The sequence below is a fragment of the Paenibacillus sp. JDR-2 genome, from assembly GCF_000023585.1.
Taxonomy (GTDB): domain Bacteria; phylum Bacillota; class Bacilli; order Paenibacillales; family Paenibacillaceae; genus Pristimantibacillus.
Map to the genome: position 1 here is coordinate 5846214 of NC_012914.1, position 16030 is coordinate 5862243.

A 16030-nucleotide genomic window follows, 5' to 3' on the forward strand; every position below is an offset into this window, starting at 1 on the left:
TTACGAAGCATGAATGGCTTCACAATTCATTTTAGGAGTGTTGAGAATGGGACATCCCACTATTTATCCAACCGGAGCAACGGTTTATTTGCCTGAGAAGGCATGGAGCGGTTATACGATTTTCCAAGCGGCCAACGTTGGCGCCCTGTTGATTGATATGAGTGGCAAAGAAGTTCATTTGTGGAAAGGTCTGCGCGGCTTCCCGAACAAAATTTTGCCTGGCGGTTACGTGGTAGGCAGCACCAAGGAACGCGATCCGAAATACGGCTTCCAAGACGAAGCCGATCTGGTACAGGTGGACTGGAACGGCAATATCGTATGGAAATTCAACCGCCTCGAATACATAGAGGATCCGGGTTACGAGCCGGAGTGGATGGCGCGCGCGCATCATGATTACCAGCGCGAAGGCAATCCGGTTGGCTACTATGCTCCGGGACAGGAACCGCAGACAAACGGCGGACGCACCCTCATTCTTGCTCACCGCAACGTGACCAAGCCGGAGATCTCCGATAAATTGCTGCTCGACGACGTTATTCTCGAAGTGGACTGGGAAGGCAATATTCTGTGGCAATGGGCGGTAAGCGATCATTTCGAAGAGCTGGGCTTTGACGAAGCTGCGAAAAACGTGCTGTTCCGCGATCCTAACGGCCGTCACTTCGGCGGCAATACGGGCGGCGACTGGATGCATATCAACTCCGCGTCATGGGTAGGACCGAACAAATTTTACGATGCCGGCGACAAGCGCTTCCACCCGGACAACATTATCTGGGATGCGAGAGAATCCAATATTATCGCCATTACGGACCGCCAAACCGGCAAAATCGTCTGGCAGCTTGGCCCTGACTATTCGAAGCCGGAAGTCAAGCATCTGGGCTGGATTATCGGCCAGCATCATGCCCATATCATTCCGCAAGGCTTGCCTGGCGAAGGCAATCTGCTTGTATTCGATAACGGCGGCTGGGGCGGTTACGGTCTTCCGAACCCTGCATCTCCTTACGGCATCAAAAATGCAGTCCGCGATCATTCCCGTATTCTCGAGATCAATCCGGTCACACTCGAGATTGAATGGCAGTATACGCCAACGGAAGCCGGCTTTATGGCTCCGCTCGATTCCTATCGTTTCTACAGCCCGTACATCAGCTCCGCGCAGCGCCTGCCAAACGGCAATACGCTTATTACGGAAGGCGCCGACGGCCGGATTTTCGAGGTGACGAGCGAACATGAATTGGTGTGGGAGTACATCTCCCCTTACAAGAACAAAATCAACGCCAACATGGTCTACCGAGCTTACCGCGTCCCTTACGAGTGGATACCTCAGCTCGAGAAGCCCGTTGAAGAAGCGATTGTTCCGCTCGACGTTGCCGACTACCGGGTGCCGGGCGCCGCGGCAAGAGGAACCGGTTCGGTTGTGGAAGTCGTAGGTACCGGAGAGTACGGCGAAGGCGCATTCTGCGTCGCGACCGTCGAAGAAAACCCAAGCACGGCCGAATCCGGAGAAGAAAGCTGAGGGGATGTTCGATGAAAAAGTTCGGTATTCTCGCAACGGTCCTGGCCGTTGCCTTCACCCTTGCCGCATGCGGCGGCAAGGATAATAAGCCGGCAGCGGCTGAAGCGAATTCGGCAAACAGCCAGCAGGCGGAAGCTGCTAATGATCCGATTAAGATTAAAATCGCCGACACGTCGACCAACCCGGTATTCCGCGTAGCGAAGAGCAAAGGCTTCCTCGAGAAATACGGCATTGATGCCGACATCATTACCTTCGCTACTCCTGCGGAGGGTATTAACTCCTTGTTCATCAAGCAGGCGGATATCGGCTGGGGCGCGGACTTCCCGTCGCTGAACGCGGTAAGCAAAGGCGAATTTTCGATTATTGCCGCGACAGGCACGGATACCGAGGCAGCCGCTGCCCAATGGAAGCTTTTTGTCCGGGATGAAATCCAGTCCCCTGCCGATTTAAAGGGTAAGAAGCTAAGCACCCTTCGCGGCACATTCCTCCCTTATTTGTGGGATGTTTACTTGAAGGATAACGGCGTAGCGGCTGGCGATACGAAAGAGATTGGGCAAGGCGGCTTCGACGAGGCTTACGTTGCGCTCAAAAAAGGCGAAATCGATGCCAGCTGGGTCGTAGGCGCTACGTTGATCGATAAGTTCAAAGCGATTGAAGGCGTGCACGAGCTCACCGATATGTCCAAAACATCGATTCGGATCGGCGGCACGATTATCGCCCCTAATTCCTTGATAAAGGATCATCCGCAGGCGATTGCCAACTTCCTAAAGGCATTGGATGAGACCTCCAAGTACATTGCGGCTAATCCGGACGAAACGGCCGACATCCTTTTTGCGGAAACCAAGCAGCCGAAGGAAGCAACGATCCGGGATTTGGCGACGAACAACTGGACGGTTGGCTTCACCCAGCAATCCTTCGACAGCCTGACGAATCAGAAAAACTATATGGTAGGAGCCGGTATTATTCAAAACGACTTCAACCTGGCCGATAAGCTGAGCCTGGACGGCGTACAGCTGGCCGTACCCGATCAATTCACCTATAAGAAATAAGGAGAGATGACAAATGTTGAATACGAGTCCATCTCCAAATACGATTACCATCGAGCGGCTTAATAAAAGCTATTCCGACGTGAGACCCGGCACTGCCGGCTCCGTTCACTACATTATTAAAGATATCGATCTTGTCGTGAAAGGCGGAGAGTTCTTTGTTCTTCTAGGCCCAAGCGGCTGCGGCAAATCAACGCTGCTCAATATGATCGCGGGCTTTGTCTCCAAGACCGGAGGCAGCCTGCGCGTCGGGAACGATGAAGTCGACAAGCCCGGCAAGGAAAGAGCGGTTGTCTTCCAGCAGGCGGACTCCTCCCTCTTCCCTTGGCTGACGGTCCGGCAAAACGTTGAGTTTGGCCTGAAAATGAAAAAGATGCCAAAGGATGAGCGCAAGGAAATATCGGACCGTTATATCCGGCTTGTCGGATTGTACGGCCATGAGAACAAATTCCCGCGCGAATTGTCCGGCGGCATGAAACAGCGCGTCCAGCTTGCCCGCGTATTGGCCAATGATCCGGCGATTCTGCTGATGGATGAACCGTTTGGCGCGCTGGACGCGATGACAAGACGGATTATGCAAAAGGAATTAAGCCAGATTTGGCGGGAAACCGGCAAGACGGTTATTTTCGTCACCCATGATATTCAGGAAGCGCTGCTGCTCGGACAACGAATCGCCGTTATGTCTACCGGACCTAATGCCAAGATCTCCAGCATCTATCAGGTTCCGCTCGGCTATCCGCGCGATCCGGCCTCCCCGGAGCTGAACGAGCTTCAGCGCCATATCCAGTCCCACTTTGATGCCGAGCAGGAAGGAGGCATGTACCCATGAAGCTATTAAACAGGAAATGGGTAACGATTCCGCTGCTATGGGTTATCACCTTCATCGTGTGGCAGATTGGCGCATGGATCTATGGTCCGGAAATTATTCCGGGTCCTGCCGCTACCTGGCAAGGAGCGCAGGAGCTGCTGAGTGACGGTTCGTTAATGAAATATATCGGCATCAGCTTCTACCGGGTATTTGCCGGCTGGGCGCTTGGCAGCCTTCTTGCCATTCCGATTGGACTTACCATCGGCAAAGTAACCGCGATTCGCGTCTTTGCGGAGCCGTTCCTGAACTTCGTCCGGTTTATCCCTCCTATCGCGTTTATTACGCTGTTCCTCGTATGGTTCGGCATTGGCGAGCAGTCGAAGATTGCCCTCATTATGTACGCGACTCTATTTATCGTCATTATTAATACGTTAACCGGCGTGCTCGCCATTGAAGAGGACCGGATCCGCTCGGCCCGCAGCATGGGGGCTTCCGAATGGCAGATTTTGCTCCATGTGGTCATTCCGGCTACCACGCCTTATATATTCACCGGCATCCGGCTCGCTATGGGCACCTCGTACATGGCGATCATAGGCGCGGAGATGATCGCGGCTAACGAAGGCGTAGGCTTCCTCATCTGGAACTCCAGGCTTTACTTCCGTACGGACTGGATCTTTGTTGGGTTAATCAGCCTTGGTCTGATGGGCTTCCTGACCGACCGCATTGTTGGCTGGCTCGGCAGCAAGCTGCTGTTCCGGTACGGCGTCATTAACACAACGGCCCTTCGCCGCCGCTAATAAAAGAGCTGTCTCCGGGCCGGCCGTAACCGGAACCTTGAGACAGCTCTTATTCATGATCTGGCCGCACCGCAGCCCAACTAAATCAGATACTTCCGAATAAAATAGGTTGGCGTGCAGCTCCATGCGTGGCAGTAGCTGTTGATCAGATTGCTGCCGTACGGAGATAGCTTTTTATCCTCCGGATTGTACAGCTCCCAGAACGTGTCCGCGCCGTCCTTGATCATCTCGCCCCAATAAGCCTGCATCTGCCGGGTGGCTTTCTCCCTGCTGCCGACCGAGAACAATGCCTCGATCAGATGATGGTACATATATGGCGTTGTCATTCCGATCGCCGGCTGCTCCTCGAACAGGCGCTCGAGCAAGGCTGCGTTATCCTCCACTGGCAACACGTCCGCAAGGACAAGCCAGATCTGCGATGCCCAAGAAATCTGGCGGGCAGGGCCGCTGACGAAGAAGCCCGCTTCCTCATCCCATAATCCAGTAACAGCTGCCTCAGCCGTCCTTGCAATTTGTTTTTCTATATATAGCTGCTTGTCTGCCAAACCAAGAATGCGGGCCAGCTCCAGTCCGCGCTTCAGGCAATAGATCAATACGCCTTGCGACGGCGCCTGCTTGTTCAGCTCCGGATGCCAGTCGATAAAGCTCCACCAGGTCTCGTCATCGCGCACGATTCCCCGCTCATCCAGTCTCTCCACGCCAATCTCCAGCTGTTCCATGGCAATCGGCCATAGCTCTTCAAGCGTCTCCCTATCCCCGGATGCCTCATAATAGTCGTACAAGCAAGCCACAAAAAACAGCGCGTAATCGTAGAGCCTTGTATCATCCGCATGGGCAAACGGCTTCTCAAAGACGCAAGCTCCAACCGCACCGTCCGGAAGCCGCATGCCGGCAAACAAATACAAGCAGCGCTTCACCAAATCATGGTTGTTAAACGTCAAATAGTTCGCCTGCGCCTGCAGCCTCAAGTCTCCGATCCACAGCCTGCGATCCCGCTTCGGCCCGTCCTCAAATACGGTCTGCATGCAGTCCTGCAGCGTTTTAACCGCTATCCGGTCCATCTCCGACCATTCGCCGGACAAGCTTTCCGGCAGCGGCGCAACGCGGGCAACATCGCCGGATGTAACCGCCGTGCACTCCACCTGCTCGAATGATACGTTATATTTTTTCGAAGTATCCAGAACATCCACCTTGATATAGCGGAACGTATACCGTCTCGGGAGCTTGATCTCCGCAGGCAAGACATCAACAAAGATCGTCTCCTCCTGCAGCCAGGAGCTGCTCAGCCAGCCGTCGTACGACTCAAAAGGCTCCGCAATCTCGCAAGGCATTTCCCCTATCGTCAGCTTCAGTTTTAACGGCGCGTCAGGAGGGCTGCCAACGGGCTTCACCTTCAAGCTTACGTAACCAACAAGGTGATCGCCAAAGTCTAGAATAAAGCTGTCTCCTTTTCCGAGCACCCGCTCCTTCCACGCCTGATCCTCTGCCTGCTCAACCCGCCAGCCTTGAAATGACTCAGCATCGGCCACTATTTCCACAACGGACCTCGGCTCAACCACGCTTTCCATTAATTTAGGTATCAATGCTTCTGCTTTATCGACTATCGTTTGATTGATTAACATCTAAAATCCCTCCCGTATCCTGCTGCCTTATCTTCATATACCTACAATCGTATGCGCTTGCATCATTTCCAACAAGGCCGGCCTTTTTGGATACGCATCCGGTTTTTTTAGATTCTCCTCCCATAGATGTCAGCGATTTTTGGATGCAGCGTACGATTAATTTGGATCGCCCCGCGAAACCCCGCGCCGCTCTTGCATCGCCAAAAAAAATCCGACAAGAGCCAAAAAAAACAGCGCTTATCAAGTTGTTATGAAAGCCTTTACACTTAGGTCCACAGGGCTCCGGAAACCCGAACCACTACCGAAAAACGAAACAGATTGATTACGCTCGAACATAACAAGGAGGGTATATCTGAATGGCACACTCTAAAAAGAAAACAATTCTGGCCCTGACAGGAGCCGTACTTCTTACATCCGCTTTAACGGCATGCGGCAGCAACAATAATAACGGCAACGCGGCAAACGCTAATGCAAGCAAGTCCCCGGAAGCAAGCCAGACCGCCGCAGCCGAATCGCCGGCGGCAACAAGCGACGCCTCATCCGAACGCTACGAAAAGCCGGTCACGCTGAAGCTGATGATCGACAACCAGACTTCTACGGAAGGCATTAAAGCTGTAGCCGACGAGATCGAGAAGCGCTACAACATCAAAACCGAATTCGACCTCCGTCCTGGCGGCGACGAAGGCGACAACCTCGTAAAAACAAGACTGGCAACCGGTGAAATGGATGACCTGAGCTTCTACAACTCCGGCTCCCTATTCAAAGCGCTGCAGCCTGAAAAATATTTCATTGACCTGACAAGCGAACCGTTTATGCAAAATGTGCTGGATTCCTTCCTGCCAACCGTCAGCGTTGACGGCAAAACGTATGCGGCGCCAAGCGGCGCATCGCAAGCAGGAGCTTGGCTTTACAATAAAAAGGTTTATGCGGAGCTTGGCTTGTCCGTTCCGAAAACTTGGGATGAGCTGAAAGCCAACAACGAGAAAATTAAAGCAGCAGGCAAAACGGCGGTTATCGGCTCCTACAAGGACAGCTGGACCTCCCAGCTGATCGTGCTGGCCGACTACGCCAACGTTCAGGGTGATGCTCCAACGTTTGCCGATGATTTCACCAATAACAAAGCGAAGTTCGCCGATACGCCCGCAGCTCTGCGCAGCTTCCAAAAGCTTGCCGATATGAAGGATTACATGAACAAGGATTACCTCGCCACCACGTATGACCAAGCGCTCAAAATGCTCGTTGACGGCACAGGCGTTCAGTACCCGATGCTGACCTTCGCTCTCTCGAACATCTTTGCAACGTATCCGGACAAAATCGACGATATCGGCGTATTCGCCCAGCCTGCCGACAGCGCGGACAAAACCGCTCTGACCGTATGGATGCCAGCCGGAATCGCGATCTATAAGGACGGTAAAAACGTAGAAGCCGCGAAAAAATGGATCAACTTCTTCGCTTCGCCTGAGGGAATGGCTCTCCTGGCGACAAAAGCAAAACCTGAAGGTCCTTACGTGATCAAGGGCGCAACGCTGCCGGATGATGCTTACGCCGGCGTAAAAGAAATGATGCCTTACTTCGACAACGGCAATAACGCACCGGCTCTTGAGTTCCTGTCCCCACTCAAAGGACCAAGCCTGCCGCAGCTGACGGTTGAAGTCGGCGCAGGCATGAAGTCGCCGGAAGACAATGCCAAGGCGTACGACAAAGACGTCGAGAAGCAAGCGAAGCAGCTTGGCATCGCAGGCTGGTGATGTTTCATAAGTAAAAGCAAAAGCCCTGCCCTGCTTCTCAGGCAGGACAGGGCTTTTTGTAAAGATAGTAAGATGGGAGAGATTCACCATGCAGAAGGCTTCCCTAACAAAGGCTTCCAAAAGGTTTTATACGTACAAGTTTTTGCTGCCCGCGGGCATTATTTATTTCGTGCTGTTCCTCTTGCCCACCATCATGTCCTTCTTCTTCAGTATGACGAGATGGGATCTGGTGGACTGGGATTTCATCGGCCTGGACAACTATAAGACGTTTTTCTCGGAATCGTCGCTTAATATCGGCTTCCGCAACACCTTAATCTATGCGGTTGTGACCTGCGGTCTCAAGGTCGTATTTGGACTCTTGCTGGGGGTCGCGCTGACATCCGGTCTCCGAATCAAAGGCTATCTGCGTTCCGTCGTTTTCTTCCCGACGCTGCTCTCTACCATTGCGGTAGGTATCGCGTTCAGCAGCATGATGCATCCGACGCAAGGTCTGATTAATAAAAGCCTGGCGCTTGCGGGCATTGTTGGTCCCGACTGGCTTGGCGACACGAGTATCGCCCTCTTGTCCGTCGCTTTCGTTGATGTATGGAAGGGCGTTGGCATGGCTACTGTTATTTTTATCGCGGGCATTATGTCCATTCCCGAAGAATATTACGAAGCGCTTCAGATCGACGGCGGCAACGCCTGGGACCGGTTCAAGCATATTACGAACCCGCTTGTGGCACCCGCGATGAACTCGGTTATTATCCTGGCCTTTATCGGGGGCCTCCGTTCCTTCGACCTCGTATGGGCAATGACCAAAGGCGGGCCGGGCTTCAGCACGGACTTGATCGCTTCTATCATTTATAAACAATATCAAGGCGGCTTCTATGGCCTCTCGACGGCGGGCAACGTGATTCTCTTTATCGGCGTATCCCTGCTGGCCTTCCCTCTGCTTAAGCTTCTGTCCAAAAGGGAGGTTGATCTGTAATGAAGCTGAAAGGCACGAAAAGAATTATTTTCGAGGTTATTGCGATTGTCTTGTCCATCGTTATTTTCTGGGTCCCGTTCTGTTTTGTCATTATCAACTCGCTGAAAAATAAGACGGACGCCGCACAGCTTGATCTAAGCTGGCCAACCTCCCTTCAATGGTCGAACTACAAGGAAGTTCTTATCGCGCAAGACCATATGGTTATCCGGTCCTTCGTGAACAGTACGCTTATCACGCTGCTATCGATCGCTATTCTCGTGGTGGTCAGCGCGATGACCGGTTATGTGCTGCAGCGCCGCAATGACCGCTGGTCCGGCATCATTCAGTTTCTTGTGTTGGCCGGCCTTATGATTCCTCCCGCCGTTGTACCAACGATCTGGGTACTGGACTCGATCCATCTGTTCAAGACGATGTCCGGAATTGTCCTGGTCGAGGTTGCGCTTGGCATTTCGTTCGCCGTTATGCTGTACCGCAGCTTTATGGCGACGATCCCAAGGGAAATTGACGAAGCGGCTGTCGTGGACGGCTGCGGCAGCATGCGGATGTTTTTCCAGATGATCCTGCCGCTCCTTATGCCGGTAACCTCAACGGTTATCGTGCTGTCGTCGGTCGGCATTTACAACGACTTCGTGAATCCGCTCTACTTCTTCCCGGGTGCCAAAAACGCTACGATCCAGCTGACCCTGTACAACTTCACCAGCATGTACAATACGTCTTGGAATCTGCTGTTCGCCGATATTATTCTGATCTCTCTTCCGCCGCTTATTCTGTTTATCTTCTTCAACAAAAGAATCGTTGCCGGCATGACGGCCGGTGCGGTTAAAGGCTGACAAACGCAACGAATCCCGCAAACCGGATCAGGTCTGCGGGATTTTGTTATTCCAGCTTATTGCTGCTTGTCTAATGCCGCCTGCAAGTCTTGCATGTACATCTTCCCGGTATAATCCTTGCTTGCAATCAGCAGCTGGGCATTATTCCAGGCAACCGTCTGGGTATCGGCATCAAATAAAGCCTCAAACCATAAAGCACCGTTCTTGACGCTGTCGATCGTCTCCTGCGCCATCTGCGTCAGCTTAGGCACATCCTCCGGCATGTTCTTTACATTAAAGCCGGAGATTACGCCGTATTCCTGCATGGCCTTGTCCCCGTAGCCGGTAAACACCGCCTTCAGCCAGTCCTTCATCGTATCGTCATACGTTGCCGCCGATAATGAAGTGGTTAACCCCGCGTTCATCAGCCAGTCATCCTTCGTTCCCGCTCCGTTTTTCACCAAAGGAATATTAAACAATCCGATGGCATCCGTTCCGATCTTGTTTCTGATCGTGCTGTTAAAATCCCTGAGGCTCCAGCTTCCCGTGTAATACATGGCGGTTTTCCCTTCGAGGAACATCGTTGTCGCCTCGTCGGTCTCGGTTGTGTTCACATGCCTGCCGAAATAACCAAGCTGGGCCATCCGCTGAATCGTATCGGCCGCTCTAACAAACCCCGGATCCGTTACCTTAAGCTCCTTGCGGGCTACCCGCTGCATCGCGTCATAGCCGTATACCCGGATGACGTAGCTGTTAATGAGCCGGGTAATCGGCCATTTATTGCCGCCCGCCAGCGAGAAGGGCTGAACGCCATGCGACTGCAATACCTCCGCCGCGTGCAGAAGGTCATCCCAGGTCTCCGGAACAGCCAGACCATATTTGGCAAACAGATTTTTGTTGTACCAGAAGCCCTCGATGTTAATCTCTAGCGGCAAAGCGTACAGCCCTTTGTCCCGTACCATTGATTTAAGCAGCTTCACGGCTGCCGGGTTTAATTCGTTTTGCAGGCCAAGCTCGCGAAACACCTTCTCGATATCCAAAATAAATCCGTTGTCCGCCAGCTGTTCAAGCGGTCTGCCCGATTCGTAGGAGAAGACCTCCGGCAGGTCGTTGCTTGCCGCAAGCAGTTGGATTTTCTGAACGAGGTCCGAGGTGTTGACACTCTCGAATTCATATTTAATGTTGGGATGCTGCTTCTCATACTCGCGGGCCTGCTCGCTTATAATCCGGGGCTGCTGCTCTTCGAGATCCGACGATACGTAATGAATAACCCGGGTCGGATCCGTAATTTGCTCGTCTTCATTGGTTCCGTACGAGCCGCCGCTTGAGCAGGATACGAGAAATACGCATAACGCGGTTATTAGGCCCATTGCCGCAGCCGGCCTACTCATGCTCCTCCACCTCCTGCGCTTGCTCATGCGTTTTGCCGCCGACATGTCCTTCACGGAATTGCCCCGGCGTTACGCCCGCGTATTTCTTGAACAGCTCCGTAAAATGCCTGTAGTTGTAATAGCCTACCTTCTTGCTCACATCATTGACAAGCATGCCTTTGTGCAGCAGCATCTTCGCCTGCTCCATCCGCAGCTTGGTGACGTATTTGATATACGAGGTTCCGACTTTTTCTTTGAACAGCAGGCTGAGATAGGTGGCATTCATGCCGACATGATCGGCCACCTCCTGCAGGGTGAACGACTCCAGATAATGCTTCTCGATAAAAGCCAGCGCCTTCTCCACCGCATTATGCTTCGCTGCATGCTTGTCTTCCCTCATAAAGTTGTGAAGTAGTTCCATCTGCTCCCGCAGCCATTCGAACATCCGGTCTCTTGACGACATCTCGCCAAGCTCCCGGTAGGGTACAATTGCCTGCTGCTTCATATCCCCGCCGGATTCCTTCGCTACCTGATACCCGATATAAGCCAGTTTGAGAACCTCCTGCTCGACTGACTCGGGACTGAGCCGCTCGGCCTCCATGCAATGCTTGTATTCATCCAATAGGCGCAGCAAGCCCTCCTTATTGCCTGTTCGCATGTTGAAGACGATTTCTTCCTCGCACTCGGTTAAGCCGTGCGGAAAGCTGTCCTCCGCATGCTCGAACCGGGTCCAGCCTTTCTCCTCCAGAAAAACGGCGTACCTGAGAGCGCGTACCGCTTCATTGTAGCTTTTGGCTGCATCTGCCGCATCGGGGTAGGTCTGCCCGGAGCCAACCGACTCCTCCATTTGCGGTGAACGGAGCGTCAGCTGTTCCCACAGCTGATCTGCCGGCAAATCGTAATGAAAAGCGACTGTCACCCACTCTTTGCCGTATGAGAAAGAAACTAAGCGGTACGACGGATGCTCCTCGAGCCGCTCCGTATTGCCCGTGGCTGCAAGCACGGTGACGCCTTTCACCCCTTCGGCTCCAGCTTCCCCGAAGGCCTTCTTCCAATCAGCAACGGCGTGCTCCCCAAGCAGCAGTAAATCAAGCGTTGCCTTCTCCAGCAAAGCTTCTTTATTGGCGGCCACCTGGGTTTTTAGCTGCGTATGCTCCTGCTGATGGCCGATACGGGCGATGGTCCGCCCGATCGCTTCGTCGATTTTTTCAAGCGTAATGGGCTTATCCAAATAATCAATCACGCCAAGCTTTAGCGCCTTGCGGATATATTCGAACTCGTTAAAGCCGCTGAACACGATACACGCGGTATCCGGCATTTCCTTCGCTATCTCTTCAATCAGCTGCAATCCGGTTAAACCGGGCATGCGGATATCCGTCATCACGATATCGGGCTGAAGCTCCCGGACCATCTGCAGAGCGGAGAGACCGTCGGCGGCCGTACCGGCCAGTTCAATGCCGTAACGGGACCAGTCCACCATCATTTGAAGCCCCTCAGTAACGATATATTCATCGTCGAAAATAACGGCTTTTAACATGACTCTCAACCCTCTCTGATTTCATTTGGCCGGAACCGGATCTCGACGATTGTTCCTTTCCCCGGTTCGCTCCGAACCGTTAACGAGCTTCTGTGACCATAGTAGAGCATGATTCGTTCCCTCACGTTTACAAGCCCGTACCCGGTCTCCGTTGCTTGGATATCCTCCATCCCGACGCCATCGTCTTCCACGGTAAAGACAGCCGTACCGTCCTCCATTCTGCCCGTCAGCCGGATTGATCCTTCTCCAACCTTTGGCTCCAGGCCATGGTAGATGGCGTTCTCGACAAGCGGCTGTAAAATCAACTTCAGAATCTCGATGCTCATCAGCCCCTGCTCCACATTAACGATATAATGGAACCGCGACTTATAGCGGAGATTCTGTATTGTCATATAATGCTCGATATGCTGGAGCTCCTTGAACACCGGAATCGTTTCCTTCCCTTTGTTCAGGCTGATTTTGAAGCTCTCCGACAAAGCAACCGTCATCTTCGCGATATCCGCGTTGTTTTGCAGAATAGCCATCCAATAGATCGAATCCAGCGTGTTATAGAGAAAATGCGGCTTAATCTGCGCCTGCAGCGTCCGAAGCTCCGCTTCCCTCTCCTTTAGCTGCGAATGGATAAGCCTTTCGTTCAGCTGTTTGTTCTCGGAGGAGATTTTGCGGAACGTCTCGCCAATCGCCCCGACCTCGTCTTCCTCGAAGGAAATAACCTGCACCGAGGCTCCTGAGCCCTTGGACCAGTCCACCATCATTTTTTTCAGTTGCAAGAGCGGCCGGGTAATACTGCCCGATACAAACATGGACAGAATAATCGCAATAAGCGCGATAAAGCCCGCAATAAGCATCGTTACCGTACCGATGCGGTTGGAATCCTGCAGCAGCACGTTTGTTTTGACGATATGAAGGAAGGTCCAATTGGTCGTTGCGTTACGGTAGCCAACCGTCAAATAACCATGCTGATGCAGCTCGCGCAGGACGCTGTCCTCGCCAACCTCGCGGTCGATCAGATGTTCAATGGAAGCATTCTGGGCATAGACGCTGCGGGAAAACTTGCCGGTCGTATCCAGCACGATAAAATCCCCGTCATCCCCCATCGCCTGCTCGAATATCGTCTTCTTCAAATTAATAATAAGCAGTCCGATGACGCGGAAGTTCGCCGGATCGCGAAGCAGCTTCACGCTGGAGAACGAGGTCCCGGCATTCCCCGAATTAATGGACTGAAGCACGTTGTAGCTGAAAAATACCTCTCTGCCGTTCGCCGCTTCCGCTCGCTTGTACCAATCCGTCTGGCCAATCACCGACCGGCTTGTCTCATCGTCATAGATTCCCGCGTTTGCTTCAACGCTGCCGTAACAGACGGAGTGGAAGCCCCGGTCGAACAAGCAAATAGAGTCGATGTGACGGGTATCGATCAAGTTGCGTACAACGAGATTTTGCAGGCGGTTGGCGGTCCGGATATCCAGCACGTGGCTTTCGTCCGCCGCGCTTGCCTTCAGCTCGTCGCGAAGCTGATCGTTGGCTAGAATAAGCCGGTGCATGTTAATGACGTTCCGGAACAGAAGATCCGCCACTTCGCTTGCCGCCTGCAGATTATGCTTGTTGTTGTCCAGATGGTTATGCACGATCGTATTTTTCGAAATATTAAAGGAAATATATCCAAGAATGATTAGCGGCGGCACCGACAATAACACTACGGCCAGCAGAATTCGGGTACGAAGTCTGCGGGGACGGTACTGCCTTAGAAGCGAGGATAAGGAAAAGGATCGCATCCGCTTTGGCTCCTTGGCCGCCGATCCGGCCCGATAAGATGTTTCCTTCATTGTAAACGAAATTTGGGACGTTTATCACGGCGCATTTTTTTAGGTGGAGTGTCAGGATTTTTTGGATTGTATTTATTGTGGGGGTTAAGATGCACACTGCGCATTTGTATGTTCTTCCGATCGCCGTTGCTCAGGGATTCCTCTGAATTAAATTATTAGCGGTAGGAATCCCTTCACAAAAGCGAACGCTTAAAAGCTTTCTGAAAGAAAGCTGCTTCGTAAGCATAAACTTCGCTTCTCCAGAACATACAAATGCTCCGTTTGCCATTAACCTGTCAGATAAAGAACAATAACCAAGAAAATCCTTGCGGGCGGGGCCGCATAGCAAAAGAGGCTGTGCACAGGCAATCTGCACAACCTCTTTTGCTAGTATTGGTTGTTTGCCTATTCAAGGGACCTTAACGATGTGCGACATCGTTAAGGTGCTTGGACTGGCCCATTTTACTGGCCTTAACGATGCGCCGCATCGTTAAGATCCCGAAAAACAGCCGTCGCGGCTGGTTCTTCGCTGTTTTTGATGCGCTTAACGATGTGCGGCATCGTTAAGGTGCCCGGGCTGGTCAGTTGCGCTGGCCTTAACGATGCGCCGCATCGTTAAGATCCCGAAAAACAGCCGTCGCAGCTGGTTTTTCGCTGTTTTTAATGCGCTTAACGATGTGCGGCATCGTTAAGGTGTCCGGGTTGAGCAGCTGCGCTAGGCTTAACGATGCGGCGCATCGTTAAGACCGTTGATGAGACGGACTCTAGTTAGTTAGGGGTCAGATTTAGAGAAAAACTGCGTCGATGTAGAGGGAATTTCGTGCTGGGAGCGGCTTCAAGCAAGACGATAGGTACGATCAGAGCGGAGCCGCCTTCACTAGTCTTCCAAGCTCTGAGCCAAATCGGAGATTAGATCCTCCCTGTCCTCGATGCCGACCGAGATGCGGATCAACCCGTCGGTGATGCCAAGCAGCTCTCTCCGTTCCTTCGGAATGGAAGCATGCGTCATCCGGGCCGGAACGGAGATAAGACTTTCCACGGCGCCGAGGCTTTCGGCTAGCGTAAAGTACCGGACTTTTCGCAGCACCTCCGCTACCCTCTCGGTGCTTCCCACGTCAAACGAGATCATCCCGCCGAAGCCAAGCGCCTGACGCTTCGCCAGCTCATGCTGCGGATGGTCAGGCAAGCCGGGATAGTAGACCTTACGGACGGCCGGATGCTCTGCAAGAAACCTTGCGATCTCTCGCGCATTGCCTTCATGGGCTTCCATGCGAAGACCAAGCGTCTTCATGCCGCGGATCAACAGCCAGGAATCATGCGGTCCAAGCACGCCGCCAACGGCGTTTTGAATATAATGCAGCTCTTCGCCTAGCTTCTCGTCAGCCGTAACGACCAGTCCGGCAACAACGTCGCTATGTCCGCCTAAATATTTGGTCGCCGAATGCACAACGACATCCGCGCCTAACGCAAGCGGCGTCTGCCAATACGGCGTACCAAACGTGTTGTCTACAATAAACAATAACCCATGCGACTTCGTCCAAGCGGAGACCGCCTTGATATCCGTCAGCTTCAGCAGCGGATTTGTTGGCGTCTCGACGAGCAAGGCTTTCGTATTCGGCCGAACAGCCTCACCTAATGCATCCAGATCTGCCGTATCCACAAAGGTGGCCTCAATGCCAAGGCGAGCAAGCACCCGGGTGACAATTCGGAACGTGCCGCCATAGACATCGTCGGTCACAAGCAGATGATCCCCGCTGCCGAGGCGTGACAGCACCGTATGAATCGCCGCCATGCCGGAGCTGAACGCAAGTCCACGCTCCCCTCCCTCGAGATCCTTGATGAGCTCCTCCAGCGCATGCCTTGTCGGATTGCCCGTACGCGAATACTCGTAACCGCGGTGTACGCCAACATCCTCCTGCTTATACGTACTCGTCTGGTAGATCGGTACGTTAACGGCGCCGGTGTGCGGGTCAACCGGCGTTCCGCCGTGAATCAGCTTCGTTAATCGCTTCAA

The 16030-nt window shown here is 53.0% G+C and carries 12 protein-coding genes; 7 read left to right on the forward strand and 5 right to left on the reverse strand.

Features of this window, described 5'->3' with window-relative positions; translation table 11 throughout:
- The first annotated feature begins 46 nt into the window (after nucleotides 1-46).
- The 4 genes from PJDR2_RS25610 to PJDR2_RS25625 are packed head-to-tail and all read left to right on the forward strand — an operon-like array spanning nucleotide 47 to nucleotide 4158.
- Entirely contained in the window at nucleotides 47-1507 is a 1461-nt protein-coding gene (locus tag PJDR2_RS25610; RefSeq protein WP_015846642.1) for an aryl-sulfate sulfotransferase, read from the forward strand.
- A gap of 11 nt (nucleotides 1508-1518) precedes the next feature.
- Nucleotides 1519-2556, forward strand: coding sequence for an ABC transporter substrate-binding protein (locus tag PJDR2_RS25615; RefSeq protein ID WP_015846643.1), 1038 nt, complete (start codon nucleotides 1519-1521; stop codon nucleotides 2554-2556).
- A 13-nt stretch (nucleotides 2557-2569) separates the two neighbouring features.
- Nucleotides 2570-3382 carry an ABC transporter ATP-binding protein gene (locus tag PJDR2_RS25620; protein ID WP_015846644.1) on the forward strand — a complete coding sequence of 271 codons (813 nt, stop codon included), beginning with the start codon at nucleotides 2570-2572 and terminating at the stop codon, nucleotides 3380-3382.
- The gene (locus tag PJDR2_RS25625; RefSeq protein WP_015846645.1) at nucleotides 3379-4158 is read left to right on the forward strand and encodes an ABC transporter permease; all 780 of its coding nucleotides are present in this window, start codon (nucleotides 3379-3381) and stop codon (nucleotides 4156-4158) included. Before PJDR2_RS25620 ends, PJDR2_RS25625 begins: the two co-directional genes overlap by 4 nt.
- Before the next feature lie 80 nt (nucleotides 4159-4238).
- Here PJDR2_RS25625 and PJDR2_RS25630 read toward each other — a convergent pair whose 3' ends face one another.
- A complete protein-coding gene (locus tag PJDR2_RS25630) occupies nucleotides 4239-5780 on the reverse strand; it encodes a family 78 glycoside hydrolase catalytic domain (protein WP_015846646.1) in 1542 nt (513 codons plus the stop codon).
- Nucleotides 5781-6136: 356 nt separating this feature from the next.
- Here PJDR2_RS25630 and PJDR2_RS25635 point away from each other — a divergent pair, with 356 nt between their 5' ends.
- The 3 genes from PJDR2_RS25635 (at nucleotide 6137) to PJDR2_RS25645 (ending at nucleotide 9328) form a co-directional block, all read left to right on the forward strand.
- A complete protein-coding gene (locus tag PJDR2_RS25635) occupies nucleotides 6137-7528 on the forward strand; it encodes an extracellular solute-binding protein (protein ID WP_015846647.1) in 1392 nt (463 codons plus the stop codon).
- Between the two features lie 88 nt (nucleotides 7529-7616).
- Nucleotides 7617-8498 carry a carbohydrate ABC transporter permease gene (locus tag PJDR2_RS25640; protein ID WP_015846648.1) on the forward strand — a complete coding sequence of 294 codons (882 nt, stop codon included), beginning with the start codon at nucleotides 7617-7619 and terminating at the stop codon, nucleotides 8496-8498.
- Nucleotides 8498-9328, forward strand: coding sequence for a carbohydrate ABC transporter permease (locus PJDR2_RS25645; RefSeq protein WP_015846649.1), 831 nt, complete (start codon nucleotides 8498-8500; stop codon nucleotides 9326-9328). Before PJDR2_RS25640 ends, PJDR2_RS25645 begins: the two co-directional genes overlap by 1 nt.
- Nucleotides 9329-9384: 56 nt before the next feature.
- Here PJDR2_RS25645 and PJDR2_RS25650 read toward each other — a convergent pair whose 3' ends face one another.
- The 4 genes from PJDR2_RS25650 to PJDR2_RS25665 all read right to left on the reverse strand — a co-directional run bounded on the left by PJDR2_RS25650 (nucleotide 9385) and on the right by PJDR2_RS25665 (nucleotide 16030).
- Nucleotides 9385-10698, reverse strand: coding sequence for an ABC transporter substrate-binding protein (locus PJDR2_RS25650; protein WP_015846650.1), 1314 nt, complete (start codon nucleotides 10696-10698; stop codon nucleotides 9385-9387).
- A complete protein-coding gene (locus tag PJDR2_RS25655) occupies nucleotides 10691-12214 on the reverse strand; it encodes a response regulator (protein ID WP_015846651.1) in 1524 nt (507 codons plus the stop codon). The genes PJDR2_RS25650 and PJDR2_RS25655 overlap by 8 nt, the downstream gene beginning before the upstream one ends.
- 5 nt (nucleotides 12215-12219) lie before the next feature.
- Entirely contained in the window at nucleotides 12220-13986 is a 1767-nt protein-coding gene (locus PJDR2_RS25660; protein ID WP_015846652.1) for a sensor histidine kinase, read from the reverse strand.
- Between the two features lie 907 nt (nucleotides 13987-14893).
- Complete coding sequence (locus PJDR2_RS25665; protein WP_015846653.1) at nucleotides 14894-16030, reverse strand: bifunctional cystathionine gamma-lyase/homocysteine desulfhydrase; 1137 nt, start codon at nucleotides 16028-16030, stop codon at nucleotides 14894-14896.